The organism is Paenibacillus sp. GCM10012306 (assembly GCF_042649265.1).
Lineage (GTDB): Bacteria > Bacillota > Bacilli > Paenibacillales > Paenibacillaceae > Paenibacillus_AQ.
Genome location: NZ_JBHRYW010000002.1, coordinates 505,210 through 529,655, shown reverse-complemented (window position 1 = coordinate 529,655; position 24,446 = coordinate 505,210). Strand labels below are relative to the sequence as shown.

Here is a 24,446-nt window from a genome sequence, read left to right as displayed (position 1 = left end):
TATTTAGATTTGAGTTCTCATAATTTCCTGATAGGCCTCTATCACCTTGTTCCGGACTTGTGTCGTAAGCTGCAAACTAAGCAACGCTTGTTGCGAAGAAATCATTGCTTCGTCCACGTTCACTTCTCCGAGAATAAACTTGTTACTCATAACTTTCGCTTGCTGCTCTTGGGCAGCCACTTGATTCAATGCATTTTCCAGGTAAGAGCCAAAGCTTTGTGTGTTATTCACTGCCGGACCAAATGATGATTGCGATGCTGCCGGTTTAAGTGCAAGCTGCTGAACTCCCTGTGAGCCTATAGCGAGATTATTCGGTATCAACTATGTTCCTCCTTGGTCAATTTTACGGTTAGCGTCCGATTTCGAGCGCCTTGCTTACCATGGCCTTCGATGCATTCAACATCGTTACATTCGCTTCGTAGGAACGGGATGCAGACAGCATGTCCACCATTTCCTTGGTGATGTCCACATTCGGCATATACACATATCCATTCTCATCCGCATCGGGATGACTTGGATTGAATACCGGCTTGAGCGGAGAAGAATCCTCCGTAATGGCCTGGACGGTTACACCCTTGACGTCACCATTCATCTTGTTGTGAAGGATGTCCGAGAATTTGTTGCCTTCTGCTGTCTCCAGAACGACCATCTTGCGCCGATAAGGAACAGCCTTGCCATCCACTACCGAAGCTCTTGTCGTTTCTGCGTTGGCAATATTCGAACTGATTACGTCCATCCGCAGCCGCTGAACGGTTAATGCAGAGGCGCTTATCCCAAAACTGCTACCAAAGTTCATTGAGCATTATCTCCCTTCAACAACTGAGCGCATCATCGTAATTTGGCTATTCAACAGCCCGACATATGAACTGTATCTGAGCTGATTTTCAGCGCTTAGAGCCATCTCTCTGTCAATATCTACGTTATTCTTGTTATTGTTCATTGAGGTGGTTAGATCTGTGCTAAAGGCGGCAGCCGGTACGGTCTTGTTCGAACCGAATTGAATGTGCCGGCGATCTGTCACTCTAGCGTTCAAGTCCGAATGAAGCCCAAGCTCTTGCTGCTTAAGAATACTCTCGAATGAAACATTGGAGCGTTTGAAATTTGGCGTATCGACATTGGCCACATTATTAGCCAGCACAGATTGTCGTTGATTAGCAGCTTCAATGCCTCCCTGTAATCGTTGAAAACTGACACTATTCAGCAATCCCACGGAAATCCTCCTTCCAAAAGCTTTCGTAATAAAAAGAATTCCACAACAACTATGCGAATCCCTTCTTTATTCGACAAAAATAGTGCCGAACAGCTAGATATAGGTCGAATGTTGTCAGTGGTTTATTCCACTAGCAATCTCACATACTTTGATTTTCTTAGAATTTGTATATTATTACAATAAGAAATAAGCCCTATCTTTTCAGAAAAGAGAGGGCTTAAAGCACAATAATGCTATTTTATTACATTACTCCTTATATTAAAACTAATATTTTGCATATTATTACATAATATTCCTTCATTTCGAGGGGATATTATGTATTTCTAATTCCAACTACCCAAATTCGAACTATCTCGAATGCTGTCAATTTAAAGAATGTATTGGCTCAAATCACGATCCTGGGCAATACCCGATAATTTCTCACGAACATATTCCGGTGTGATGACCATTGTATCCAGTGTCAGCTCAGGCGCTTCAAAGGAAAGATCCTCCAGCAGCTTCTCCAAAATGGTATGCAGACGACGGGCACCGATATTCTCCATGTTCTGATTAACAGACGCTGCAATCTTGGCGATTTCCTCAATGGCTTCCTTCTGGAACTGAACTTCGAGATTCTCTGTCTGGAGTAAGTGAACATACTGTTTGGTCAATGCGTTCTCCGGCTCTGTCAAAATGGATACAAAGTCCTCCAGTGTCAGGCTGTTGAGCTCGACCCGAATTGGAAAACGTCCCTGAAGCTCAGGAATAAGATCCGACGGCTTGGCAATGTGAAAAGCGCCTGCGGCGATGAAGAGCACGTAATCCGTCTTCACAGGGCCGTATTTGGTCATCACTGTAGAGCCCTCGACGATCGGTAAAATATCACGCTGTACGCCTTCACGGGAGACATCCGGACCTGAGCCCTTGCCTTGGCTGGCTACCTTATCGATCTCGTCGATAAAAATAATGCCGGACTGCTCAGCTCGCGCCACAGATTCCTGAATCACATCATCCATGTCAATCAACTTGGAAGCTTCGTCCTGAATCAACACCTTGCGAGCTTCCTTAATCGGCAGCTTACGCTTTTTGGTGCGTTTAGGCAGAAAGCTTCCGAACATTTCTTGCATATTCATCCCCATCTGCTCATTGCCCTGTCCGGCAAACATATCCAGCATATTAGGGGACGCGTCCTCTACATCCACTTCGATGATGTCCTCTTCCAGTTGTCCGGCCAGAAGCTTGAATCTGACCCCTCTACGGCGTTCGCTGAGGCTGCTATCCTGCTCGGACTCCTCCTTGGAATCATCCTGACCCCCATTCCCCCCAAAGATCATCTCAAAGGGGTTGCGCTGGGATTTATTCTTGGAGGCGGAGGGCACCAGAATCGAAACGATCCGCTCGTTAGCCAGTTCCTCTGCCCGATCCTGAACCTTCTCGGTCCGCTCCAGCTTCACCATCCGGATGGCGGTCTCCACAAGATCCCGAACCATGGATTCTACATCGCGACCGACGTAGCCGACCTCAGTGAACTTCGTAGCTTCGACCTTGATGAAAGGCGCATTGACCAGCTTGGCTAGACGCCGGGCGATCTCGGTTTTACCTACACCGGTAGGTCCGATCATCAGAATATTCTTCGGAACGACCTCATCACGCAGTTCTTCGGCAAGCAAACTGCGCCGATACCGATTGCGGAGTGCAACGGCCACGGATTTCTTGGCCTGCTTCTGACCAACGATATATTTATCCAATTCGGCTACGATTTGGCGCGGGGTTAGCGATTGATTAACCATCGTGACTTCCTCCATCTCTTCTATGGCTGTTATGCCTATAATTGTTCAACAATAATATTGGAATTCGTATATACACAGATCTCGGATGCAATTTGCAAAGCTTCCTTCGCAATTTCTGCCGCAGTCAGATTGGACGCGTGGCGTTTAAGAGCACGACCGGAAGCCAGGGCAAAGTTGCCGCCCGAACCAATAGCCAGTACATCATCATCTGGCTCAATGATCTCTCCGTTACCGGAAATCAGCAGCATACCGTCCTTGTTCATCACAATCATCAGTGCCTCCAGCTTGCGCAGGACACGGTCCTGACGCCAGTCCTTGGCCAGTTCTACCGCTGCACGCTGCAAGTTGCCGTGATGCTCCTCCAGCTTACCCTCAAACTTCTCGAACAACGTAATAGCGTCAGAGACAGAACCTGCGAAGCCAGCAATGACTTGCCCACGATAGAGGCGCCGTACTTTTCTGGCTGTCGTCTTCATGATGACACTTTCTCCGAATGTAACCTGCCCGTCGCCGGCTATCGCCGCCTGACCGTTATGTCTTACTGCACAAATTGTAGTTGCATGAAAGCTGGGAATCATGATTGCTGCCTCCTTATCAAGATAAGCTCTCTTCCTCTTCTTGGACTTCGCTAATCTCAGGTTCGATATAATTTAATTGTTCACGAATTGCGTATTCAGCCAGACTGTCCAGCGCACGGTGGGCCAGCAGCTCATTCTTTTCCTTCTTGTTGCGAATCTTCTTTTCAGGCTTCGGCAACAATCCAAAGTTAGCATTCATCGGCTGGAAGTGCTTCGGATCGGCTGAAGTAATATAAGCAGGCATACTGCCAAGCACGCTATCTCCAGGGAAAATAAGACCTTCCTGTCCCTTGGCGGCTCTGGCGGCGTTAATACCAGCGATTAGGCCGGAAGCTGCCGATTCTACATAACCTTCTACACCTGTCATTTGACCGGCAAAATACAGACGCTCATGCCCCTTCATCTGATAAGTAGGGTGCAAAAGCTTAGGCGAGTTGATGAAAGTGTTGCGGTGCATAACACCATAACGAACATACTCCGCATTCTCAAGTCCTGGAATCAGAGAGAACACGCGCTTTTGCTCGCCCCATTTGAGATGAGTTTGGAACCCTACAAGGTTATACAGCGTTCCAGCCGCATTATCCTGACGCAGCTGTACAACGGCATAAGGCAGTTTGCCTGTATGCGGGTTGACCAAGCCTACTGGCTTCATCGGCCCGAACAGTGCGGTCTGCTTGCCCCGTTTCATCATAATCTCGATCGGCATGCAGCCTTCAAAATAAATCTCTTTCTCAAATTCTTTGAGTGCTGCTGTCTCTGCCGTGATCAGCGCATCATAGAAGATATCAAATTCCTCTTCTGTCATCGGGCAGTTCAAATATGCCGCCTCGCCTTTGTCATAGCGGGAAGCGAGATAGACTTTATCCATGTCGATAGAATCTTTCTCGACGATTGGCGCAGCCGCATCGTAGAAGTAGAAATATTCTTCTCCCAGCAGGGCCTTGATCTCGGAGGACAACGCAGGGGAGGTCAGTGGACCGGTCGCAATAACAACAATCCCTTCCTCCGGTATATGCGTAAGTTCTTCATTTATAACCTCAATGAGAGGATGGTTATGCAGGGTGGATGTAATCTCGCCGGAGAAGCCGTCACGATCCACTGCAAGCGCACCACCAGCCGGGACCGCATTCCGGTCCGCCGCTCCCAGAACAAGCGAATTCAAGCGGCGCATTTCTTCCTTCAACACGCCAACTGCATTGCCTAGGCCATTGGCGCGCAGCGAGTTACTGCACACCAGTTCAGCAAATTTGTCTGTATGATGGGCCGGAGTCTTCACAACCGGTCTCATCTCATACAACCTAACCGGCACCCCTTGCGAGGCAATTTGCCAGGCTGCTTCACTACCGGCCAAGCCGGCACCAATTACTGTAACTTTCGAAATATCTGTCAACTTCATTTCCTCCTGAACCTATTATTCTGCTAATTCTTCGTTGTCGCTATCATTGTCCAGAACTGCTTCTGTATGATCGCATGAGGTGCATTGCAGCTTGACCCCTTGTTTATTGCGCTTCTCTACCATCCAGGAGCCGCAAGCAGGACAAGGCTTCAAAGACGGACGATCCCAGGAGACAAAATCACAACCCGGGTACTGATCGCAGCCGTAGAAGACGCGCCCCTTCTTGCTACGACGTTCTACTACTTTGCCCTCGTGGCATTTCGGACAGGTAACACCGATATCTTTGACGATTGGCTTTGTGTTTCGGCAATCTGGGAATCCCGAACAAGCAAGAAACTTCCCGAAGCGGCCAAGCTTATACACCATTGGCTTACCACATTTTTCACAGAGCTCGTCGGAGACTTCATCTTCGATCTCAATCTCTTTCATTTCCTCTTCGGCGAACTCCAACCGCTTCTCGAAGGATTCATAGAACTCAGCCAGTACCTTCACCCAGTCCTCTGATCCTTCCTCCACATGGTCAAGATCGCCTTCCATGTTGGCTGTGAATTCAACGTTCAGAATCTCCGGGAAGAATTCTTCCATTTGCTCGATGACCAATTCACCCAGCTCTGTTGGCATGAACTTCTTCTCTTCAATGGCCACATAACCTCGCTTCTGGATCGTCTCCAGCGTCGGGGCATACGTACTTGGACGCCCTATACCTAGTTCCTCCAGCGTCTTAACGAGCCTTGCCTCCGTATAACGTGGTGGTGGCTGTGTAAAGTGCTGCTTCGGATCAACTTCTTGCGTGTTCAGGTGATCGCCTGACTGTAGCGGCGGAAGGAACTTCTCCTCATCCGTCGTGCCGTCATCATTCCCCTCCACATACACTTTCATGAAGCCTGGGAAAGAAACTTTGGAGCCCACAGCACGGAAAATGGCCGGTCCTGCGCCAATATCAACCGAAAGCGTATCCAGCAGGGCAGAAGACATCTGGCTGGAAACAAACCGCTCCCAGACGAGTTTATAGAGACGGAATTGATCTCGACTCATGAACTCTTTGACCGTTTCAGGTTCGCGAAGAGCAGATGTCGGACGAATTGCTTCGTGCGCATCCTGAGCTCCGGCAGCCTTTTTGGAATATTGACGCGGGGATTCTGGGACAAATTTCTCACCGTACTTGGAGAGAATCAGTTCTTTTGCCTCTTCCTGCGCCGTCGCCGAAATCCGCGTGGAGTCGGTACGCATATAGGTTATAAGACCGACCGTGCCTTCTTTGCCCAATTCCACACCTTCATACAGCTGCTGAGCTACCGACATCGTTTTGGCTGCCCGGAACCCGAGCTTACGCGCCGCTTCCTGCTGCAATGAACTGGTGGTAAACGGTGCCGATGGATGACGTTGCCGTTCCTTTTCCTTTACCTGGCTAACCGTAAAATCGGCTCCCTCGATCGCCTGAAGAACCTCTTGAACATCACTCTCTTGGTTCAGTTCTTTCTTCTCACCGTTCAGCTTATAGAACTTGGCCTCAAAGTTTGTATCGCGGATGCCGAGCCTCGCGGTAATGCTCCAATATTCTGTAGGGACAAATTCGGCGATCTCGTTCTCACGGTCCATAATAATTTTGACAGCAACCGATTGAACTCGTCCGGCAGACAATCCTTTTTTAACTTTCTTCCATAATAATGGACTAATCTTGTAGCCCACAAGACGATCCAGAATCCGGCGAGCCTGCTGTGCATTCACCAGATCCATGTTGATTTTTCGTGGGGTCTTGAAGGCATCCTTGACGGCCTGCTTAGTGATTTCGTTAAAAACCACCCGACATTCTTCGGTATTGTCCAGATCCAGCGCATGAGCCAAATGCCAGGCAATGGCCTCTCCTTCGCGGTCCGGGTCAGCCGCCAGATATACTTTTTTCACTTTTTTACGGGCATCCTTCAATTCCTTCAGCACGGAGCCTTTACCACGAATGGTAATGTACTTCGGGTTGAAGTCATTCTCAACCTCTACGCCGATCTGACTTTTGGGTAAGTCACGAACATGCCCCATGGATGCTTTCACAATATATTTACTGCCCAAATATTTGCCGATCGTCTTTGCCTTCGCGGGCGACTCGACAATGACCAATGTATCCGCCATAATACGTCCTCCTCATTGACACTACAACCTTCTATACAAGATAGCCCCTGGGCCCTAACCTTTATACTGCGGTCTTCTTAAAAATTGGCGGGGACCTTCGAAAATTAATAAGTTCCTTAGAAAATACAAGGAGGATACACCATTGTGATGTCCGCTTATATTTTTAAATAATCTTATAAATGGCTCCCGGTAATTGTGTTACCGCTTTTTTTATGATTAAAGATAACAGAACTGAATGCAAATGTCCAAAATCCCACTGGCTTCTTACTAGAAGCTCATCCAAGGTAAAGGGCCCCTGATGCAGTATATGGTATAGTTGGGACTCCTCTCTTGTCAATTTCTTTTCACCAGAGCCCTCTTTGCCGAGCGGTTCGACATCCCCGTTATCACTTGTCATTACTGGAAGCTCAGGCAGAGAAAACTGATATTCTTCAACAATATCTGCACTGCTGGTGACAAGCTTCGCGCCCTGTTTAATTAGGTCAAGCGCCCCTCTGCTTTTGGGAGATGTCAGCGGTCCTGGAACGGCAAACACATCACGACCTGCCTCCAGAGCTGCATCAGCTGTAATAAGCGAACCGCTGCGGCTGTCAGCCTCAACAACTACGGTTCCAAGTGACAGTCCCGCAATAATCCGGTTACGCCGCGGGAAAAGACCAGGGTGACTCGGTGTCCCCAAAGGGTACTCGGTCAGCACCAGCCCATCTTGGGCTACAGCCCGCAGTAGCTCCCGGTTCTCGGGAGGGTAAACCTTGTCCATGCCGGTTGCGGTCACAGCAATCGTACTTCCGCGACCCTTGAGGGCAGCTTTATGGCAGACGCTGTCAATCCCTCTGGCAAGTCCACTAACGACAGTCAGTCCGGATTGGCTTAATTCACCTGCCAGCATTTCACCAACCTTGATACCATAGGCAGTAGGCACACGGGTACCCACCATGGCAATTCCGGGGCAGGACAACAGTTCCAGTCGTCCGCGGTAGTACAGTACCCATGGGGGCTCTACCGTTTCTTTTAACATTGCGGGGTAGTCTTCATCCAAAATAGTGAGCAGACCAATTCCTCTTTCTTCTATTAAAGAGTGTCTCTCGGCGATCCATTCGGGTGTGTAGATAGAGGCAAGGGTAGCCGCCACTTTCCCGTTTAATCCGATACGCTCCCAATCCTCAGGAATACAAGAAAATGCTTTTTCCGTCAATAACCCGGCAGCACGAATCTTATCGATGCTTTTCCAGCCAATCCCCTGAACCTCATTCAGACCAAATAATAAATCACGTTCCTTCATTTTGCACTCTCTCCCTTTTAATGGAAGGACTGACCTCCCTATTTTGTGACACACAGCTTATAATTGCAAGTCCTCTCTGAAATCCCGAATTTGCGCAAATACGCAAAAAAGCAACCTTCCATTCCCGCAGGAACAAAAGGTTGCTTACCTCTGATCACATTATACACGAAAGAGCCCTGCAGCGCAGAGCCTTTCATGTAGATATTATTAACGATAAGATGAATGCTAGTGAGTGGTGAATGTACTTAAAATACCGCGTTCTTCAAGCACACTTACCAAAGTAGAGCCCATCTCTGCCGGAGTCGGAGCCACTTTAATTCCACAAGACTCCAGAACGGCGATCTTCTCACTGGCAGTCCCTTTTCCGCCTGAAATAATGGCACCGGCATGACCCATCCGCTTCCCTGGAGGTGCAGTAGCCCCGCCAATAAAGCCGACCACCGGCTTAGTCATATTATCGCGTATCCAAACCGCCGCTTCTTCCTCCGCTGTACCGCCGATTTCACCGATCATGATAACCGCTTTAGTACCCGGATCTTCATTAAAGAGCTTCAAAATATCAATAAACTCCGAGCCTTTAACAGGATCACCACCGATACCAACGGCAGAGGATTGTCCAATTCCCCGCGTAGTCAGCTGATGAACCGCTTCATAGGTCAATGTTCCACTACGTGAGACTACGCCGACATAGCCCGGCAAGTGGATATAACCCGGCATAATACCGATTTTGCATTCTCCCGGGGTAATGACGCCCGGACAGTTAGGTCCGATCAGAACAGTGGAACGGCCTTCCATATAACGTGATACCTTTACCATATCAAGCACCGGAATACCCTCTGTAATACAGATCACGAGATCCAGTTCCGCATCTACGGCCTCCATGATAGAGTCTGCAGCGAATGCTGGCGGTACATAAATTACACTGGCAGTTGCACCGGTTGCCGCTTTGGCTGCCACAACAGTGTCAAATACCGGCAGGCTGACCTCTTCCCCATTTTCCAGCGTGATGTTGACTGTTGTTCCGCCTTTACCTGGCGTTACACCGCCAACCATCTGGGTTCCGTAGTCCAGCGCGCCCTTAGTATGAAACAATCCGGTTGAACCCGTAATTCCCTGCGTGATCACTTTCGTATTTTTATCTACAAGAATGCTCATTCTTCGTCACATCCCTAATCATTTTGTCAAATACGATCCACCACTGCGAAACCACTTCGCAGGGCTATTATTATACGAGAGAAACAATCTTACGGGCCCCATCCGCCATCGAGTCGGCAGGCACGATATTCAGTCCCGATCCGGCCAAAATTTCTTTACCAAGTGCCACATTGGTGCCTTCAAGACGAACCACCAGCGGTTTGGTCAACCCTAACTGCTTGGCAGCTTCCACCACACCGTTGGCAATGACATCACAGCGCATGATGCCGCCGAAGATGTTGACGAATATTCCATTAACCTTGGCATCGGACAAAATAATCTTGAACGCTTCAGTAACCTTCTCAGTAGTAGCACCGCCCCCTACATCGAGGAAGTTAGCGGGTTCTCCACCATAATATTTAATAATATCCATAGTAGCCATGGCCAAGCCCGCACCATTAACCATACAGCCAATATTGCCATCCAAGGCAATGTAGCTAAGGTCGTATTTGGAGGCTTCGATCTCTTTCTCATCTTCTTCCTCAAGATCGCGAAGCTCCAGAATGTCCTTGTGGCGGAACAAAGCGTTGGAATCAAAATTCAATTTGGCATCCAGTGCCATCACATTACCGTCACCAGTAACGACCAGCGGGTTAATCTCTGCGATAGAGCAATCCTTATCCACAAAAGCCAAATATAGCGCTTGCATGAACTTAACCGCTTTGTTCACCAATTCGCTCGGAATGGCAATGCTGTATGCAAGTTTGCGGGCTTGGAAGGTCTGCAGCCCTACTGCCGGATCAATAATTTCTTTGAAAATCTTCTCGGGATGTGTAGCGGCAACTTCTTCAATCTCCGTTCCGCCCTCCTCGGAAGCCATCATTACGACGCGGCCAGTCCCGCGATCTACAACAAGTCCGATATAATATTCCTTCACAATTTGGCAGCCCTCTTCAATGAGAAGCCGTTTCACCACTTTACCTTCCGGGCCGGTCTGATGAGTGACAAGTGTCTTGCCGAGAATCTCAGCAGCGTAGCTGCGAACCTCATCCAAATTCTTGGCCACCTTCACGCCACCAGCTTTGCCGCGTCCACCTGCATGAATCTGAGCTTTCACAACTACCACCGGGGTGCTCAGCGATTCTGCGGCTGCGACCGCTTCTTCCACCGTATAAGCTACTTTTCCGTTCGGTACGGCTACGCCGTACTTCTTAAGCACTTCTTTTCCCTGATACTCGTGGATATTCATTCCGGAAGCCTCCTAAAGTGTTGCGGTGACCTAGCAGGCAGCCTGCAGTCATTCCGCTTTCCGTTTTGATTGCCGCGATGCCCGGGTTCGGGCCGGTACAACAGTTCACTTGCCCGGAGCAGGTAGAAACGGATCAACCGCCCATATGGACGGCTCGCGTTTCTGCGGGAAACATAAGGTCTCATCTAAGACAGAGCTTACATATAACCTATATGCCCAAAAAGGAAACCCAGAATATTGTAACACGTATTTGAAACGCTTTCCTTAAAATAATTCATAATTTATACACACATTTTCGCTTGGTTTCATGCCGGAATGCGAACAATTATCTTGACTACATTCCGGTGTTATTTCTTGGATGCACTCGTATTCGCACTATGAACACGCCCTAGCAGATCTTTGAACTGAACTAGAAGGTCTCCCAGTTCTTTCTCCGACATGTCCGTACCTTCCATCATCTTGCTTGGAATACAAGCCGCTTCCTTCTGCAAATCCCAGCCGAGCGGTGTCAGGGAAATGAGTACTTTGCGCTCATCCTGAAGCGAACGTTCACGCAAAATAAGTCCTGCCGCCTGCAATCGCTTCAATAGTGGCGTCAATGTACCGGAGTCCAGAAACAGGGCTTCACCCAGTTCCTTCACTGTACATTGTTCGCGTTCCCATAACACGATCATCACGAGGTATTGCGAATACGTCACGCCTATTTTGTCGAGATAAGGCTGATACAGCTTCGTTATCTCACGTGAGCAAGCATAGATGGTAAAACATAGATGATTTTCGAGCAAAAGCTCGGTGTTTGTTGACTTTTCTTGCATATCTCTTCACCCACCTTATAGAACTATTTTATCATAATTCACTCTCTATATCATAATTATTGCAAAAAATAGTTTGACTATTATTTTATTTGTGTTAAATTAAATTGTGTACAATATATAAATAACGGAACGGGAGAGATTTATAATGATGACTATCCAACAAAAAATGTATGAAACAACAGTAAAAGCGGTGGGCGGAAGAAACGGCTACATCGAATCTGAAACTCCAAAGCTTAACTTGAATATCAGCACACCACGTGAATTGGGCGGTGCTGGCGGTGAAGGAACAAATCCTGAGCAGCTGTTCGCAGCTGGATATTCAGCTTGCTTCGACAGTGCGCTGAACATGGTAGCACGCCTGGGTAAAGTGAAAATCGAGGGCAGCGAAGTCACTGCAACCGTGAGCTTGGGTAAAGTAGAAGATGGCGGCTTCGGCATCGCAGTCAAGCTGGATGTCCTTGTAAAAGGCGTAGACCATGACACCGCAGTTTCGCTCGTAGAAGCAGCACATGGTGCCTGTCCTTACTCCCGCGCTACCCGTGGCAATATCGCGGTGGAACTGAACGTACTGTAACCCACTTGAACTTTTCTATCCCACCTCTTCAAAAAATATAATCTTTGCCCTCTGTTATGCAGTATGCTCCATGCACTTGGAACGAGTGCGATACAAAACAGCCACCCGGAAGACCGGGTGGCTGTTTTGCGTTTCAAAGTTCTGTCTCTAGACTTTATTTTTAGCTACATTTAACTACAATGTTGATTTATTGCTCACTTAATTCCTTGAGAATCTTTTCTTTGGTTTGGCTTAAACGTTTCTCAGCACCATGTGGGTGTAATGGTTCGCCCCAGGTGAATCCATCGCCTTCGTACCTTGGAATAAGATGCATATGGTAATGGGTAAGGTCGTTAAATTGTCCTCCATCTTGACAGATTCTTATACCGTCAGGTTTAAACAAACTTTTCAAGGCAATTGAAAGTTTTTTCGAAGCATCCATGATAGCATAAGCAGTCTCTGACTCCATTTCTTCGACATCTCTATAATGCTTTTTGGGGAGGATTAGAGTATGTCCTTCATTAAATGGAGCAATATCAAGCACACAAGTAATAAGTTCATTTTCATAAACAATATTCAAGTTGGGTTCAATACCGTTAGCGATCCTACATCCTAAGCATTCCATGTACAGCATCACTCCATCCTAAGCGGTAATTTTCACAGTTCACAGTGCATCGAAAGTTTGATTTGTCTTAAAAACATCATCTATGAGCATATCTTTCTTATTCGATTTAGTATTTTCAGATTCCTTGCTATCTAAAAATCAAAACCATGCTATTCACTACCTTCTGCAAAAGTTTACGAAACCTTTATACATTACCCCTCGTATAAATTGGATATTAACGGCAGTAAGGAAATATTAACTCACGCTGCTATAATTATACTTTTTATAATTAATATTTTTAGGGGGTAATTAAGATTTCTAAAAAACAACTGGCTCTAGGCATTATTATTACAGCAACTTTGTTATCCGGCTGTAGCTCTTCTGACGGTAAAGCATCGAATACAAACACAAACACAAATTCTAAAGTAAATACAGATTCTAACACAAATAAAAACACCGTTGCTGCAGATTCAAAAAAAGAGAAGAAACTAAATGCATATGAAAAGACGGCTCTTGAATATGTTAATGTCTTTATGAACGGATCTGATCCTGAAGCCAAGAAAGCATTCATAACTGACAATATCCATACAGAAGCCCAGCCGATATTCCAATTACTTGCAGCTAAAGAGGTCCCCGAATCTTCAAAGCTGCAAGATCCAAAAGTCCTTGAATCGCAAGATTATAAAGACAAGGAAGGCAAGAAAAACAAGATCGTCCTAATAGAAGGAACAAAATCATCCCTTCCTCACAGTGAAATAATCGTCCTGTTCGTAGACGAAAAAATAGTTTGGGTTACAAGTGCTACGGACAAGCAAACATTCGATGTAGTAAGAAAAGAATTTAAACACCCGGTTCCAGAGAACTCTTCTGTAGAAAATTCCGTTCCCGATCCTAAAGCTATGCTTCAAGAAATTCAAAATTATATCGTTTCGGACATTTGGAATACCGGATTTGTTGATATAAGCTGGTACATCGCCGACGGAACAAGCAGTACAGGTGAAAGCCTGGATATTGATTTTACAATGGAGCAATTAGGGAAAGCCATCGACAAAAAATCGGAGTACGACAAATACATAGAGTCTCTTTCCGATGAATACAGCTCGGTTAAAAACACTTGGGGAAAATTATCTGCTGAAGTGGATCTCTTGTATAAGCATTTACAATCTAATCCTCCAAAAGCCAACGATTCTAGCAATAAACTGGATAACGGCAAGCTCAAACAATACATGCAGGCATTCGAAAAAGATGTTTCTGACCTTAAGTAAGGTATAAATAACAAAAGACCCTCTAGGAAAAATAGAGGTCACTGAGAAAGTATTCATAATAAATCCACGAGAAAAAACGAGCCTCTAGAATCGCTTCTACGGCTCGTTTTGCGTTTCGGGAATCATATTTGACCCCCTGAAATTGTTGGAATTCGATAAAACAAGTAGTTTTTCAGTGGCCGCGGCTAATAAAGTGCGCTTCTTAAAATATACTGGACTTACACGTTTGATTGATATATCCAGTGATTATTTTAAGGGGTGCTTTTTTTCGGCACGACTACAAAATCATTGCTTGTTGGTCAATTAGCGGACCTCAGAGGCCTTATTGCTTATACATCCAGCCATTTAGAAAGATAACGGACTCCAGAGACGCTATGGGCAGAAATCCTGTTCAACTTTCGCTGCCAAGTAGGAATTAACGTCATCTGAGTCCGCTATTCTTTCAGGACAACATCATGTGAATAATAGCGGCTATACGGTCCGTTCGCTCTCATAAATAGCTCCACCCTACGGACAGGATAATCGATTATGAAGATGGTTTGATCCGGTTCCTTTGGCAAGAAATGATGATGTTGTTCAGTCCTTTTTTTTTGCTTTATAAGGCGAACAAAAGATCCGAACGTAAAGCTCGGTCAATACTTCAGTGGAATGTTTGGACTTCCGGTCGCGATCTATATAGAACTTATTAAAATAACAAAAAAAGCCTAGAAGTTATTCCTAGATTGTAATTAACGGCATTTTTGTACCTTAAATTCTCTGAAGCTGCCGCTTAGCGGGAATTAAGTGCAATATTGCACCTTAAATATTCCAGAATACCCCTTTAATTGTATTTTTTCGAAAATTAGGATACAAAAATGCCCTTATTTTATATTTTTACCTATATTAAAGAAAAATAAAGTGCAAAATTGCGCTTAATTTAGGATGCAAGACATTTTTCACTGTTAAGGCGACTGCTTAAAGGGGAGGAGAGGTTTGTGCCAAAGCCCTTACTTCACCAGCTTATGCATGGCAACCGGAATAATTAACAGTACCTTAGAATAACGTCTGATCTTCTGTTTGAATCTTAACTTCGCTTAATATAGTCAAGTCAGTACCTTATGATTGGTAAATCTTCCTTTATGTTTTCAAGTCAGCAACTTACGATCGGAAAATTCCCCTTTATGTTTTCAAGTCAGCAACTTACGATTGGAAAATTCTCCTTTATGTTTTCAAGTTAATACGTATGATCGGGTAATCTCCCTTTACATTGTCATTCCAAGGCCGTCACCTGCCGGTCCAGATTCCGATACTGAACCGCCTCTGCCAGGTGATCGGTGGTAATATCCGGCGCTCCGGCAAGATCGGCAATCGTGCGGGATAGTTTGATGATCCGATCATGTGCCCGCATGCTGAGTCCGAGACTCTCTAGTATGTCATATAACATCCGTGAACTTGTCGGTCCAAGCTTGGCATAACGGCGCAAGGCAGCGCCGGATAATTCACTGTTCCAAGAGATAGGTAGTCGCTTGTAACGCTCTGCCTGAATAGCTTGGGCTGCGGCCACTTCGGCGCGCATTTCGGCCGAGGACTGCACATGCCCCTGCCGTTCCCATTCTCGCGGACGCGGCACCTCCACCTGCAGATCAATACGATCTAGCAGCGGCCCCGAAATCTTGGCCCGGTAAGCTGCAATCTTGGCCGGGCTGCATGTGCATACTTGCTGCGGGTTCCCGCTACCAAGAAAGCCGCAGCTGCACGGATTCATAGAAGCGGCCAGCATCACACGGGCAGGAAAAGTAAACGCCGCCCGTGCCCGGCTTATTGTAACCACTCCATCTTCTAGCGGCTGTCGCAGCACTTCAAGCACATTTCGTGAGAACTCGGGAAGTTCGTCTAGAAACAAGATTCCGCGGTGAGCAAGGCTTACTTCACCAGGCTTTGGCGTGCCCCCGCCGCCGATCAGGCCAGCCGCTGAAATAGTATGATGTGGTGAGCGGAACGAGCGAGTTCGCATCAGCCCGTTGCCAGGATCCTTCAGCTTCCCAGCAGCACTGAAAATTTTGGTTACCTCCAGCGCTTCTCTTTCATTCAAAGCTGGTAGAATACCCGGCAATCGCTTGATTAGCATCGTTTTTCCCGTTCCAGGAGGGCCCATGAGCATAATGTTGTGCATCCCAGCGGCTGCGATGATTAACGCCCGTTTGACATGCTGTTGTCCCAGCACATCGCTGTAATCCTCAGTCATTTCATTCTCTGTTATTCCAGAGTTGCAGGGAGAGAGGTTGCGGGGAATATATTTAAGATGCTCGAGAGAAAGCGCCTTTGTTGGCGGGCGTTCTCTTCCAGCAGGACCATTAACTACGGTTACGGGAAAAGGAAGCTCTGCTTGGGGAGCCCTCCCTCTGGAATAAACCATATTGTCTGTGTCTGTGTCTGTGTCTGTGTCTGTGTCTGTGTCTGTGTCTGTGTCTGTGTCTGTGTCTGTGTCATAACGATTATCGCATTGCCCGGTGACCATCAAATCAGTATATTGCTTGTCTACGACTGAACGGGCCTGCTTGATCTGCGTACTACTCTTAAGTTGGACACTCTCTCCTGTATCCGGTTCAGGGATTTCTCGCAGATGGTCAGCAGCGTAGATAGTCATTCCACTAATTAGTGCAGCTTCTGCAGCGTTGGCCCGAGGCAGAAGTACGGACCGGAAACCGGCATCACGCGCCGCTTCAACCATAGGCAACACGCCATTCACTGGTCTTATGCTACCATCGAGCGCAAGTTCGCCGAGTAGCAGCATTTCTGAAGCTGCAGGCATCACAAGCTGACCGCTGGTCGTCAGAGTGCCGACGGCGATTGCCAGATCAAAGGCTGAACCTTCCTTACGCAGATCCGCGGGAGCCAGATTAATCGTGATCCGCTGCTGCGGATAGCGGTACCCGCAGTTTTTGACGGCAGCACGGACTCGTTCTACCGCTTCACGAATTGCTGAATCGGGCAACCCGATGATGGTCGTTTGGGGCAAACCGTCCGCAATATCAATCTCAACGCCGATCATGATGCCTTCGATTCCATATAAACAGGCACTGTACATCTTTCCGTACATAACAAAAAACACCTCTTCTCTTGAAATATGCCCTAAACAGGCACTATCGTTTCAAGAAAATAGGTGCTTCCTAATTTTCCGCTGAATCTTATTTTTTACCATAGTTAAGTTCCATTATAAATTCAATAGCTACCCTTAAGCAATATTCGTCCAAACAGTTTCTATATCCAATATCGTTCATCCCTCTGCCAAAAGACTCATATTTGCATAATTATGCAACACACTTCGCCATTATCCTTCTTCGCTAACTACAACAGAATCCCTAATCTGTTCAAAGGAAAGCGGGAGATAATCCCAGTGTTCTACACAAATGTTGAAATGATTTTTCCCTTCATACTTCTGCCCATGAATATGACCGTGCACATTTACGTAAGGCATATGCTTGTTCATGTACATCGGTTCATGCGAGAGAAAAAAGAAATCCTTGTAGATGATCGGATATTCGCTAACTTCATGGAAACCCGTCTCCAGCCACCACTGACGGCTTCGTCCACGGTCATGATTACCTAGAATAAGGGTTTTGTAACCGTTCAGCCGGGCAACAATGCTGCTGGTGTCTTCTTTGTTTAGAAAAGAAAAGTCTCCCAGATGAAACACCTTGTCCTCCGGAGCGACGACAGAATTCCAGCTTGCGATCATGCTCTCATTCATTTGAACGACATCAGTAAACGGCCGGGATTCAAAGTCAATAATCAGCTTATGCCCAAAATGGTGATCGGAGGTAAAGAATACTTTTGACATCATCCATCCTCTTTCCTGTATAAATATAAGTTCTTCCGGTTATTTCCTGAAGTTCCGCCAGTTCATCCGCTTTCGCCCCTCCACCTGAAATAATTCTTCCATGGGAGATACACTTTCATTCTCGATCAGCCAGCCACGCATTTCCTTAATGGCTTCTACCTGTCCATTCCCCTTGTCTCGCCAGGTCAGCAATTCTATAACTCTTATAATAAGCGCCAACAGACTATTATTACTGCTCTCGGTCTTCTCGGCACGTATTTTCTGAAACTGGGCCTCGTTCTCCCAATCTATCAGTATCTCTTCAGATATGGCTGGCCGCATGACGGTAAACGTCTTGTAGCACTGGCTGCAACAGACCATTGACATTGGTTCTGCACCTAATCTGACTTCGATCTTCTGTCCGCAATGCTGGCATGTAAAATTCACCTGTATCTCTAGTGGCTGGTTCTTCAATGGAAGCCCTCCTCGTGCTGCTAATGAAAAGTTACACTAATGTTTACCCATTTCTTTTCAGAAATGACCCACCTGTGCAGAGGCTCTGGAAAGGCTTCTTGATCGAACCAGGATACAAGCCTTGTTAAAAGGCCCCACGGATATGGGTCATGGAAGCTACGCTCAGATCTTCCTGCAACCAGACCGCAATCACGTCAAACAAGATCCGGCGTTCCTCCTGGCCTGTCATATGCAGATAAATTAGTGCCATATTGCGTACCTGTTGAATCTTGCGGCCATTAACCGATTCTTCTGGCGTGCCCTGCCGCAGCGTTCCGCTTCGGCTTCTGACCTCTACAAAGACCAAGCTCCCCTCGTGCTCTGCTATGATGTCAATTTCACCGCTTCTGCAGCGCCAATTGCGCTCCAAAATGACGTATCCCTGGGAGGTCAAGTAATATACCGCTGCCTCCTCGGCAGCGGCACCCTTCTGTTTGCGGTTATAAGGTACTCCTGAAGCACCGCTCCCCATTACAGATCCAGCTCCGATGCAGCTCGGTCACTCTGGTATACAAAGCTTAATATCTCCGCCACCAGTTGGTACAGCTCGGGCGGAATCTGCTGATCCAGATCCAGCTTAGAGAGCACCTCAACCAGCGCCGCATCCTCCTGAATAACTACACCGCTCTCCTTGGCCTTCTGAAGAATGATATCCGCAACGACGCCCTGTCCCTTGGCGACCACGACTGGAGCCTCGGCCTGATCAGGGGAATATTTCAGCGCAACGGCCTTCTTAAAATTATGCCGGATTTCATTCTCGGGCTCATTCATATACGGTAATCTACTCCTTTGTACGAATCCGGAACATAGTCAGCCAGCTTGCTGTGACTGTCTGAATTGTCAGTCAAGCTCTTCTCGGGTAATGGCTCTGTTTTTAAAGACAATAATTGATAGCCTATCGACTCCACAGCGGCCCCGATGTCATCACGCCGCTGCTCCAACAATTCCAGCACCACCGGATGGTTGTTGTGCATCTTCAGACTGACAATACGATTCACCACCTGCACGTCCACCAGGGTCTGCCCTAGCTGCTTCATATCCAGATCGAACCAGAGCCGGCAATTTGCCGCGTCCAGTTCCCCCTTGCGTCCTCGCCGGGATTGAATATGGACAGAAGCCGTCTCCTGGCCATTCTCCCCATGCAGCGGCAGAAACAGAGTCACCTGGGCAAAAGGTGCCGTGCGGTCTGTATTCAGCAGCAGCTGTTGTCCGGTCAGCTGCTGAACCAACTGGCCCGCGGCTTCCTTGACCGCGGGCGGCACCTCGCTGCTGCCCATTACCTGCAGCAGCACGCCCTTGAGCGTCTCGGCGCCGTCATGCCCGGCGCCGGACGCCCCGCCCAGTGCCTGCGGCAGCTGGGCTTCACGCCCGCCCGTGGCCAGAGGCACGGCCGCGGGGCGCACCTCCGCGGCGGCTGCGCCGCTGCCGCGGACGGCCTGCTGCTCGTGCTCCGCACCGAGCAGCTTCAGCACCCGCCCCACCCACGACTCACTGTCGTGGGCCAGGGCGGTGCCCTGCTGCGGCGTCATTGCCGCAGCCTGCCGTTCCCCGCGCGGCGCTGCCTGCCGTTCCCCGCGCGGCGCTGCCTGCGCGGGCTCCTGCCCCGCCGCAGCTGAAGGCGGGGCTGTCTGCCCCAGCGGCGCATCAGCCGCAGGGGCCCCGGGTCCGCCCGCCGCGCCAGCGGGCGGGGCAGCCGTGAGCTGCGGCAGCGTGCTGCGCAGCTCGGAGAGTACGCCCTGCAGCTTCGCGAGCAGGGCAGTGCCGGACGGCTCTGCCGGTCCGGCCGTCAGCTTGCCTGCTGCAGACTCAGCAGGCCCACCGTTTGCGCCGCCGATCTTCGCGGCGCTATTCGGTGCCGCCTCTTCTTCGGCGGCACCAGCTCCCACAAGCGCAGCCCCGGCAGAAGGCGCGGGTGCCGGAGCTTTTGCCGCTGGCGCTTCATTACCTCTAGCAACATTGGCCCCTTGGCTCTCTTCTTGACCATCCACAGAGGCAGCACCCGTTAGTGCAGACGCTTGATCCACATCTACCGGCACTACTCCTCCGCTTCCACTAGGGGTAATGCTCCCGTTCACCGCCACAGAACTACCAGTGGAAACTCCGACGTTACTTGTGCCCGCTGAATTCACTCCAGTTCCAGTCGTTCCCGAAGTACCTGGATTACTGCCACTTTCAGCGTCAGCGGAAATACCAATCGTTCCGAGTAGTCCATTTCCTTTGCCAGCTCCATTGTCCGCAACGGGCATAGCGGCTGTACCTACGGTTCTCCCCTGTGATAATCCCCCCTCCAGCTGAGGATTGCTAACAGACCCCGAAACAGCATTCATACCATTCGCAGTCCCTGAGTTTGGGGAAGGCGTTGGTCCCTTACCATCCGCTCCTGCTTTGCCAGCCCCTTGTTCTGCCCAAAGGTTCAATTGTTCCTCCAGCGAAGACAACAATTGATGTAACGGAGGACCAAACACGGCCTGCTGCAGCCCTCTTACACTTTCGGCCGTAACTGGCAACCCTCTTTTCACAGAAATCACAGCCGCTTCCAACCACTGCTCCGCAGGAACACCAGGTGGCTTGGCATTCATAATCATATTCAGCTTTGCTGCCGTTTCCTTCGTCAATGCCAGACCGCCGGACTGCATCGCCAGCACAATCTCCCGTCCAGCTTTGGCATCCGTCAATCCCAGCGATTCCAATGCTTCACCCATACTCTGCGGGATAGCTGTTTGCCCAGGGGAGACTGGCTTTAGGACCGGGAGTCCGTTTTCTCCAGGCGGGGCCACTTGCAGATTCAACGTCTGCCCTGGCTGTAGCGGCGTCTCCAGCTCTGCCCGTACAGGGGCGCCCTGAATTTGCACCACGGCCTCTTTTCCCGAATCAGATACACTTAGAACCACACCGCGAACAACTTGTCCTTCCTTTAATTCCACAGACTTGGGCTCACCCGGCTTGCTGTCACCAAGCAGCCCACGGATCAATGAACCGATATTCATCTTTTGCCCTCCTCCAGTTGTTCTTTTACATATATATCGGAAAAAATCATTCTTTTATAAGAACAAACTACCGAGTTCATCAACAACTAGAATAATGTCTGCTGCTCTGCCAGAATTCTACCGATAAAGCTGCGCCGGTGCATTGGGGTTGGTCCCAGTGCTGTAATCTGTTCACGGTGCAGCTTGGTCGCATAACCTTTATGTATGGCGATGCCATAGTCCGGGTATAATTCCTCCCACAAACCTTCACACAGCCTATCACGCGTTACTTTAGCTACGATGGAAGCCGCGGCAATGGATTGACTGTTAGCATCCCCTTTGATTATTGCCCGTTGTGGCAGCGGCAGATCCACTTTCTCCGCGTCGACCAGCATATAATCAGGGGAGTGGTTCAGACCTTCCACCGCTTTTTTCATGGCCAGCCTGGACGCCTGTTTAATGTTAATCTCATCTATAACCGCAGCGTCCACATGGCCTACACTAACTGCCAGCGCCTGCTCCATAATTAGCTCAAACAAAGCATCTCTCTTCTTGGCAGACAGCTTCTTGGAATCATCCACGCCGTCAATGATCAGCCCTTCCGGCAGGATCACCGCCGCGGCGACGACGTCCCCGAACAGACAGCCCCTTCCCACCTCATCTACACCGGCGATCCGCCGATAAGACTGCTCCCAGCCTTCCTTTTCATACAACAACATATCAATACTCAATCTTCTACACCTGCCAGTCATCTTCTTTTAAGCCAGCTTAACACAGGATTAACCCTGCGAAAACCTATAAAATAATACAATATCTCATTGGAAACCTGGTAAAAATTCAACCTTTAATGTTGAGCATCCCTGATCGATTGGATCAAAAAAAGCCACCCGCTAAGCGGATGGCTCGTCCATACCCGGTCTGCTATATTTGCAAGCTGCCTTGGTCTTCCGGCAATTCCAATGTGAATCTTCCGAGCTTGCCGGCACGAAGTTCGTGCAGCAGCGTACGGGAAGCCTTCTCCAGATCTACCCTACCGCCGCTAATCAGACAACCGCGCTTACGTCCGACAGCTTCCATTACAGCTACTATCTCATCTGGATTCTCCAGATCCTGCGGAAGCTTGGTTACACCGAACCTCTCCTGGAATCTGGAACCATAATCCTTCACCAGATACTTCACCGCATAAAAAGCAATGTCTTCGACATTCAGAATTTCTTCTTTAATTGCCCCTGTAACGGCAAGACGATAGCCGACATTCTGGTCCTCGAATTTAGGCCACAGAATACCCGGCGTATCCAGCAGTTCCAGATTTCCGCCCGTTTTGATCCACTGCTGTCCTTTAGTCACACCAGGACGATCCCCAGTAGCAGCAATATTGCGTCCTGCCATCCGGTTTATCAGGGTAGACTTACCCACATTGGGAATACCAACAATCAGCGCGCGCATCGGGCGAGGGTTCATCCCTTTGGCAATTTGACGGTCAATCTTTTCCTTCAGCAGCAGCTTGACTTGCTCTGGGATATCCTTGACACCCGTTCCGGTAGAAGCATCCACAGGATGGGCCACATGACCCTCTGCCTTGAAGTACTCCAGCCATTTGCGTGTTGCCTCAGGGTCCGCCAAATCTGCTTTGTTCAAAATAATTAATCTAGGCTTATCCCGCAAAATATCGTCAATCATCGGATTGCGGCTGGAAAGCGGCAGACGGGAATCGAGCAGCTCTATCGCCACATCAATCAGCTTCAGCTTATCTTCGATTTGTCGTCTAGCCTTCGTCATATGACCAGGAAACCATTGAATGGCCATTGCCGTCACCTCCTTTGATTCATCTCTGTGTAATCTCTCTTTAATGATTAATCCAGGTAATATCCTTCACCGGCCAGAAGATCAGATCGGCACGGCCTACAATATCACCCAGCGGCACATAACCAATCATTCGGCTATCCGTACTATCTGAACGGTTATCTCCCATTACGAAGATATGACCCTCAGGTACCGTACCGTCGGTAAAATCTTCATTAGGGAAGTTCTTATTATTGTACAGCGCATTATTTTTATGTGCGGCGTCAATAGCACCCTGAATGTAGGTCTCATTCACAGGTTTGCCGTTAACGGTAACGACATCCCCTTCAACCTTCACCGTATCGCCGGCCACCCCGATTACACGCTTAATAAAGTCGCGACCTTCGGATGGGACATGGAATACAATTACTTCTCCCCGCTGCGGAGAACGAATGTCGTACAGTATCTCATTGACGATTACCCGCTCACCGGTGTGAAAATTAGGCTGCATGGAAGGTCCGTCTACAATAAACGGCTTGAACAAAAGCCAGCGGATCAGAATAACCAGAACTAATGCAATCGCTATTGCCTTAATCCATTCCAATACCTCATTTTTCTGCTTGGGCGGGTTCTGCCGAGTGGACTCTTCAGACTCCCCTTGACCCTGCTGCAAATCCTGCTGCATAGTTCACCATCCTCTCTTTATGCTACACTAACTATACAACACAAAAAAACTCCTGCCAAAAACCCCTCCATAGTTACTCCTTCAGGAGGCCTTTTCGGAGAAGCCGATCCCCAGCGCTCTATATCTCTGATGCATTGTATACAAATTGAACGAGATAACTCCAGTCAGAGCCTCTCTTTAAAATGCCACCGAATCCATCCTAAATGATTGCTCTCCCAGTAATCTCAGGATACGGCCTGTAAATCCATACGCTTAATGCTCTAATGATAAAACGAAAGGGGCTTGAACTCAAGCCCCTCCCCTTTGTCACTAATTCTAGCGACGGATTTCTTTAATTCTCGCAGCTTTACCGCGCAGTTCACGAAGATAGTACAGCTTCGCACGACGAACTTTACCGCGACGAGCCACTTCGATTTTCTCGAGTTTAGGCGAGTTGATAGGGAATGTTCTTTCCACACCAACACCGTAAGAAATTTTACGAACCGTAAAAGTCTCACTGATTCCACCGCCGCGACGTTTGATTACAACGCCTTCGAACAACTGGATACGCTCACGAGTTCCCTCGATAACTTTTACGTGCACTTTCAAAGTGTCACCCGGGCGAAAACTCGGGATATCTTTGCGAAGTTGCTCTTGGGTAATTTCTTGTAGGATACTCATTAAGGACTTCCTCCTTCCGTACAGGCGTTCATGCCTCTTCCGGAGAGTTCTTGACTCTCCCT

The 24,446-nt window shown here is 48.3% G+C and carries 24 protein-coding genes; 2 read left to right on the top strand and 22 right to left on the bottom strand.

The genetic code is table 11. From position 1 onward, the window contains the following. Positions 1 to 3: 3 nt before the first annotated feature. The 11 genes from fliE to ACFORK_RS06110 all read right to left on the bottom strand — a co-directional run bounded on the left by fliE (position 4) and on the right by ACFORK_RS06110 (position 11,557). On the bottom strand, positions 4 to 321 hold the full coding sequence (gene fliE / locus ACFORK_RS06160) for a flagellar hook-basal body complex protein FliE (RefSeq protein ID WP_483874837.1): 318 nt from the start codon (positions 319 to 321) through the stop codon (positions 4 to 6). 28 nt (positions 322 to 349) lie between these two features. Further along, positions 350 to 796 carry a flagellar basal body rod protein FlgC gene (gene flgC / locus ACFORK_RS06155; RefSeq protein ID WP_379196702.1) on the bottom strand — a complete coding sequence of 149 codons (447 nt, stop codon included), beginning with the start codon at positions 794 to 796 and terminating at the stop codon, positions 350 to 352. 6 nt (positions 797 to 802) lie between these two features. After that, positions 803 to 1,210 (bottom strand): flagellar basal body rod protein FlgB, encoded by a 408-nt coding sequence (gene flgB / locus ACFORK_RS06150; RefSeq protein ID WP_379196700.1) that lies wholly within the window; start codon positions 1,208 to 1,210, stop codon positions 803 to 805. Between the two features lie 368 nt (positions 1,211 to 1,578). Further along, positions 1,579 to 2,979 carry an ATP-dependent protease ATPase subunit HslU gene (hslU, locus tag ACFORK_RS06145; RefSeq protein ID WP_379196698.1) on the bottom strand — a complete coding sequence of 467 codons (1,401 nt, stop codon included), beginning with the start codon at positions 2,977 to 2,979 and terminating at the stop codon, positions 1,579 to 1,581. Positions 2,980 to 3,014: 35 nt separating this feature from the next. Then, entirely contained in the window at positions 3,015 to 3,557 is a 543-nt protein-coding gene (gene hslV, locus ACFORK_RS06140) for an ATP-dependent protease subunit HslV (protein WP_379196696.1), read from the bottom strand. A gap of 16 nt (positions 3,558 to 3,573) precedes the next feature. Further along, positions 3,574 to 4,953 carry an FADH(2)-oxidizing methylenetetrahydrofolate--tRNA-(uracil(54)-C(5))-methyltransferase TrmFO gene (trmFO, locus tag ACFORK_RS06135; RefSeq protein WP_379196694.1) on the bottom strand — a complete coding sequence of 460 codons (1,380 nt, stop codon included), beginning with the start codon at positions 4,951 to 4,953 and terminating at the stop codon, positions 3,574 to 3,576. Positions 4,954 to 4,968: 15 nt separating this feature from the next. After that, positions 4,969 to 7,077, bottom strand: coding sequence for a type I DNA topoisomerase (gene topA, locus ACFORK_RS06130; RefSeq protein WP_379196692.1), 2,109 nt, complete (start codon positions 7,075 to 7,077; stop codon positions 4,969 to 4,971). Between the two features lie 163 nt (positions 7,078 to 7,240). Then, positions 7,241 to 8,359 (bottom strand): DNA-processing protein DprA, encoded by a 1,119-nt coding sequence (dprA, locus tag ACFORK_RS06125; RefSeq protein WP_379196690.1) that lies wholly within the window; start codon positions 8,357 to 8,359, stop codon positions 7,241 to 7,243. Between the two features lie 225 nt (positions 8,360 to 8,584). Next, entirely contained in the window at positions 8,585 to 9,514 is a 930-nt protein-coding gene (sucD, locus tag ACFORK_RS06120) for a succinate--CoA ligase subunit alpha (RefSeq protein WP_379196688.1), read from the bottom strand. Positions 9,515 to 9,584: 70 nt separating this feature from the next. Beyond that, positions 9,585 to 10,742, bottom strand: a complete 1,158-nt coding sequence (sucC, locus tag ACFORK_RS06115) for an ADP-forming succinate--CoA ligase subunit beta (protein WP_175371955.1) — start codon at positions 10,740 to 10,742, stop codon at positions 9,585 to 9,587. Between the two features lie 347 nt (positions 10,743 to 11,089). Continuing rightward, the gene (locus ACFORK_RS06110; RefSeq protein WP_379196686.1) at positions 11,090 to 11,557 is read right to left on the bottom strand and encodes a MarR family winged helix-turn-helix transcriptional regulator; all 468 of its coding nucleotides are present in this window, start codon (positions 11,555 to 11,557) and stop codon (positions 11,090 to 11,092) included. A gap of 145 nt (positions 11,558 to 11,702) precedes the next feature. On the opposite strand from ACFORK_RS06110, the gene ACFORK_RS06105 reads away from it, so the two are divergent. Beyond that, complete coding sequence (locus ACFORK_RS06105; RefSeq protein ID WP_066362203.1) at positions 11,703 to 12,131, top strand: organic hydroperoxide resistance protein; 429 nt, start codon at positions 11,703 to 11,705, stop codon at positions 12,129 to 12,131. Positions 12,132 to 12,318: 187 nt separating this feature from the next. Here ACFORK_RS06105 and ACFORK_RS06100 read toward each other — a convergent pair whose 3' ends face one another. Beyond that, positions 12,319 to 12,735, bottom strand: a complete 417-nt coding sequence (locus ACFORK_RS06100) for an HIT family protein (RefSeq protein ID WP_379196683.1) — start codon at positions 12,733 to 12,735, stop codon at positions 12,319 to 12,321. A 338-nt stretch (positions 12,736 to 13,073) separates the two neighbouring features. Between ACFORK_RS06100 and ACFORK_RS06095 the strand changes: the two genes are divergently transcribed. Then, the gene (locus ACFORK_RS06095; RefSeq protein WP_379196681.1) at positions 13,074 to 13,979 is read left to right on the top strand and encodes a hypothetical protein; all 906 of its coding nucleotides are present in this window, start codon (positions 13,074 to 13,076) and stop codon (positions 13,977 to 13,979) included. A 1,249-nt stretch (positions 13,980 to 15,228) separates the two neighbouring features. Here the strand turns inward: ACFORK_RS06095 and ACFORK_RS06090 are convergent. From ACFORK_RS06090 to rplS, 10 genes are all read right to left on the bottom strand, one after another. After that, on the bottom strand, positions 15,229 to 17,058 hold the full coding sequence (locus ACFORK_RS06090) for a YifB family Mg chelatase-like AAA ATPase (RefSeq protein ID WP_379196679.1): 1,830 nt from the start codon (positions 17,056 to 17,058) through the stop codon (positions 15,229 to 15,231). Positions 17,059 to 17,289: 231 nt separating this feature from the next. Beyond that, on the bottom strand, positions 17,290 to 17,799 hold the full coding sequence (locus ACFORK_RS06085; RefSeq protein ID WP_379196677.1) for a phosphoesterase: 510 nt from the start codon (positions 17,797 to 17,799) through the stop codon (positions 17,290 to 17,292). Between the two features lie 39 nt (positions 17,800 to 17,838). After that, positions 17,839 to 18,252: a hypothetical protein gene (locus ACFORK_RS06080; RefSeq protein ID WP_379196675.1), complete on the bottom strand. Its 414-nt coding sequence runs from the start codon at positions 18,250 to 18,252 to the stop codon at positions 17,839 to 17,841. A gap of 124 nt (positions 18,253 to 18,376) precedes the next feature. Then, a complete protein-coding gene (locus ACFORK_RS06075; protein WP_379196673.1) occupies positions 18,377 to 18,763 on the bottom strand; it encodes a YraN family protein in 387 nt (128 codons plus the stop codon). Next, positions 18,763 to 19,062: an EscU/YscU/HrcU family type III secretion system export apparatus switch protein gene (locus tag ACFORK_RS06070; RefSeq protein WP_379196671.1), complete on the bottom strand. Its 300-nt coding sequence runs from the start codon at positions 19,060 to 19,062 to the stop codon at positions 18,763 to 18,765. The genes ACFORK_RS06075 and ACFORK_RS06070 overlap by 1 nt, the downstream gene beginning before the upstream one ends. Continuing rightward, complete coding sequence (locus ACFORK_RS06065; RefSeq protein WP_379196669.1) at positions 19,059 to 21,278, bottom strand: DNA ligase; 2,220 nt, start codon at positions 21,276 to 21,278, stop codon at positions 19,059 to 19,061. Before ACFORK_RS06065 ends, ACFORK_RS06070 begins: the two co-directional genes overlap by 4 nt. A gap of 86 nt (positions 21,279 to 21,364) precedes the next feature. Next, positions 21,365 to 21,976, bottom strand: coding sequence for a ribonuclease HII (locus ACFORK_RS06060; RefSeq protein WP_379197140.1), 612 nt, complete (start codon positions 21,974 to 21,976; stop codon positions 21,365 to 21,367). A gap of 202 nt (positions 21,977 to 22,178) precedes the next feature. Next, positions 22,179 to 23,063 carry a ribosome biogenesis GTPase YlqF gene (ylqF, locus tag ACFORK_RS06055; RefSeq protein WP_379196667.1) on the bottom strand — a complete coding sequence of 295 codons (885 nt, stop codon included), beginning with the start codon at positions 23,061 to 23,063 and terminating at the stop codon, positions 22,179 to 22,181. Positions 23,064 to 23,103: 40 nt separating this feature from the next. Further along, entirely contained in the window at positions 23,104 to 23,724 is a 621-nt protein-coding gene (lepB, locus tag ACFORK_RS06050) for a signal peptidase I (protein ID WP_379196665.1), read from the bottom strand. A 315-nt stretch (positions 23,725 to 24,039) separates the two neighbouring features. Further along, positions 24,040 to 24,384 carry a 50S ribosomal protein L19 gene (gene rplS, locus ACFORK_RS06045; RefSeq protein WP_066362226.1) on the bottom strand — a complete coding sequence of 115 codons (345 nt, stop codon included), beginning with the start codon at positions 24,382 to 24,384 and terminating at the stop codon, positions 24,040 to 24,042. Between the last annotated feature and the right edge of the window lie 62 nt (positions 24,385 to 24,446).

Excerpts from the sequence above, each read along its gene's own strand:
- flgC (WP_379196702.1), bottom strand. The coding sequence starts at position 796 with ATGAACTTTGGTAGCAGTTTTGGGATAAGCGCCTCTGCATTAACCGTT.
- hslU (WP_379196698.1), bottom strand. The coding sequence starts at position 2,979 with ATGGTTAATCAATCGCTAACCCCGCGCCAAATCGTAGCCGAATTGGAT.
- hslV (WP_379196696.1), bottom strand. The coding sequence starts at position 3,557 with ATGATTCCCAGCTTTCATGCAACTACAATTTGTGCAGTAAGACATAAC.
- trmFO (WP_379196694.1), bottom strand. The coding sequence starts at position 4,953 with ATGAAGTTGACAGATATTTCGAAAGTTACAGTAATTGGTGCCGGCTTG.
- topA (WP_379196692.1), bottom strand. The coding sequence starts at position 7,077 with ATGGCGGATACATTGGTCATTGTCGAGTCGCCCGCGAAGGCAAAGACG.
- dprA (WP_379196690.1), bottom strand. The coding sequence starts at position 8,359 with ATGAAGGAACGTGATTTATTATTTGGTCTGAATGAGGTTCAGGGGATT.
- sucD (WP_379196688.1), bottom strand. The coding sequence starts at position 9,514 with ATGAGCATTCTTGTAGATAAAAATACGAAAGTGATCACGCAGGGAATT.
- sucC (WP_175371955.1), bottom strand. The coding sequence starts at position 10,742 with ATGAATATCCACGAGTATCAGGGAAAAGAAGTGCTTAAGAAGTACGGC.
- ACFORK_RS06110 (WP_379196686.1), bottom strand. The coding sequence starts at position 11,557 with ATGCAAGAAAAGTCAACAAACACCGAGCTTTTGCTCGAAAATCATCTA.
- ACFORK_RS06105 (WP_066362203.1), top strand. The coding sequence starts at position 11,703 with ATGATGACTATCCAACAAAAAATGTATGAAACAACAGTAAAAGCGGTG.
- ACFORK_RS06100 (WP_379196683.1), bottom strand. The coding sequence starts at position 12,735 with ATGGAATGCTTAGGATGTAGGATCGCTAACGGTATTGAACCCAACTTG.
- ACFORK_RS06090 (WP_379196679.1), bottom strand. The coding sequence starts at position 17,058 with ATGTACGGAAAGATGTACAGTGCCTGTTTATATGGAATCGAAGGCATC.
- ACFORK_RS06085 (WP_379196677.1), bottom strand. The coding sequence starts at position 17,799 with ATGTCAAAAGTATTCTTTACCTCCGATCACCATTTTGGGCATAAGCTG.
- ACFORK_RS06075 (WP_379196673.1), bottom strand. The coding sequence starts at position 18,763 with ATGGGGAGCGGTGCTTCAGGAGTACCTTATAACCGCAAACAGAAGGGT.
- ACFORK_RS06070 (WP_379196671.1), bottom strand. The coding sequence starts at position 19,062 with ATGAATGAGCCCGAGAATGAAATCCGGCATAATTTTAAGAAGGCCGTT.
- ACFORK_RS06065 (WP_379196669.1), bottom strand. The coding sequence starts at position 21,278 with ATGAATATCGGTTCATTGATCCGTGGGCTGCTTGGTGACAGCAAGCCG.
- ACFORK_RS06060 (WP_379197140.1), bottom strand. The coding sequence starts at position 21,976 with ATGTTGTTGTATGAAAAGGAAGGCTGGGAGCAGTCTTATCGGCGGATC.
- ylqF (WP_379196667.1), bottom strand. The coding sequence starts at position 23,063 with ATGGCCATTCAATGGTTTCCTGGTCATATGACGAAGGCTAGACGACAA.
- lepB (WP_379196665.1), bottom strand. The coding sequence starts at position 23,724 with ATGCAGCAGGATTTGCAGCAGGGTCAAGGGGAGTCTGAAGAGTCCACT.
- rplS (WP_066362226.1), bottom strand. The coding sequence starts at position 24,384 with ATGAGTATCCTACAAGAAATTACCCAAGAGCAACTTCGCAAAGATATC.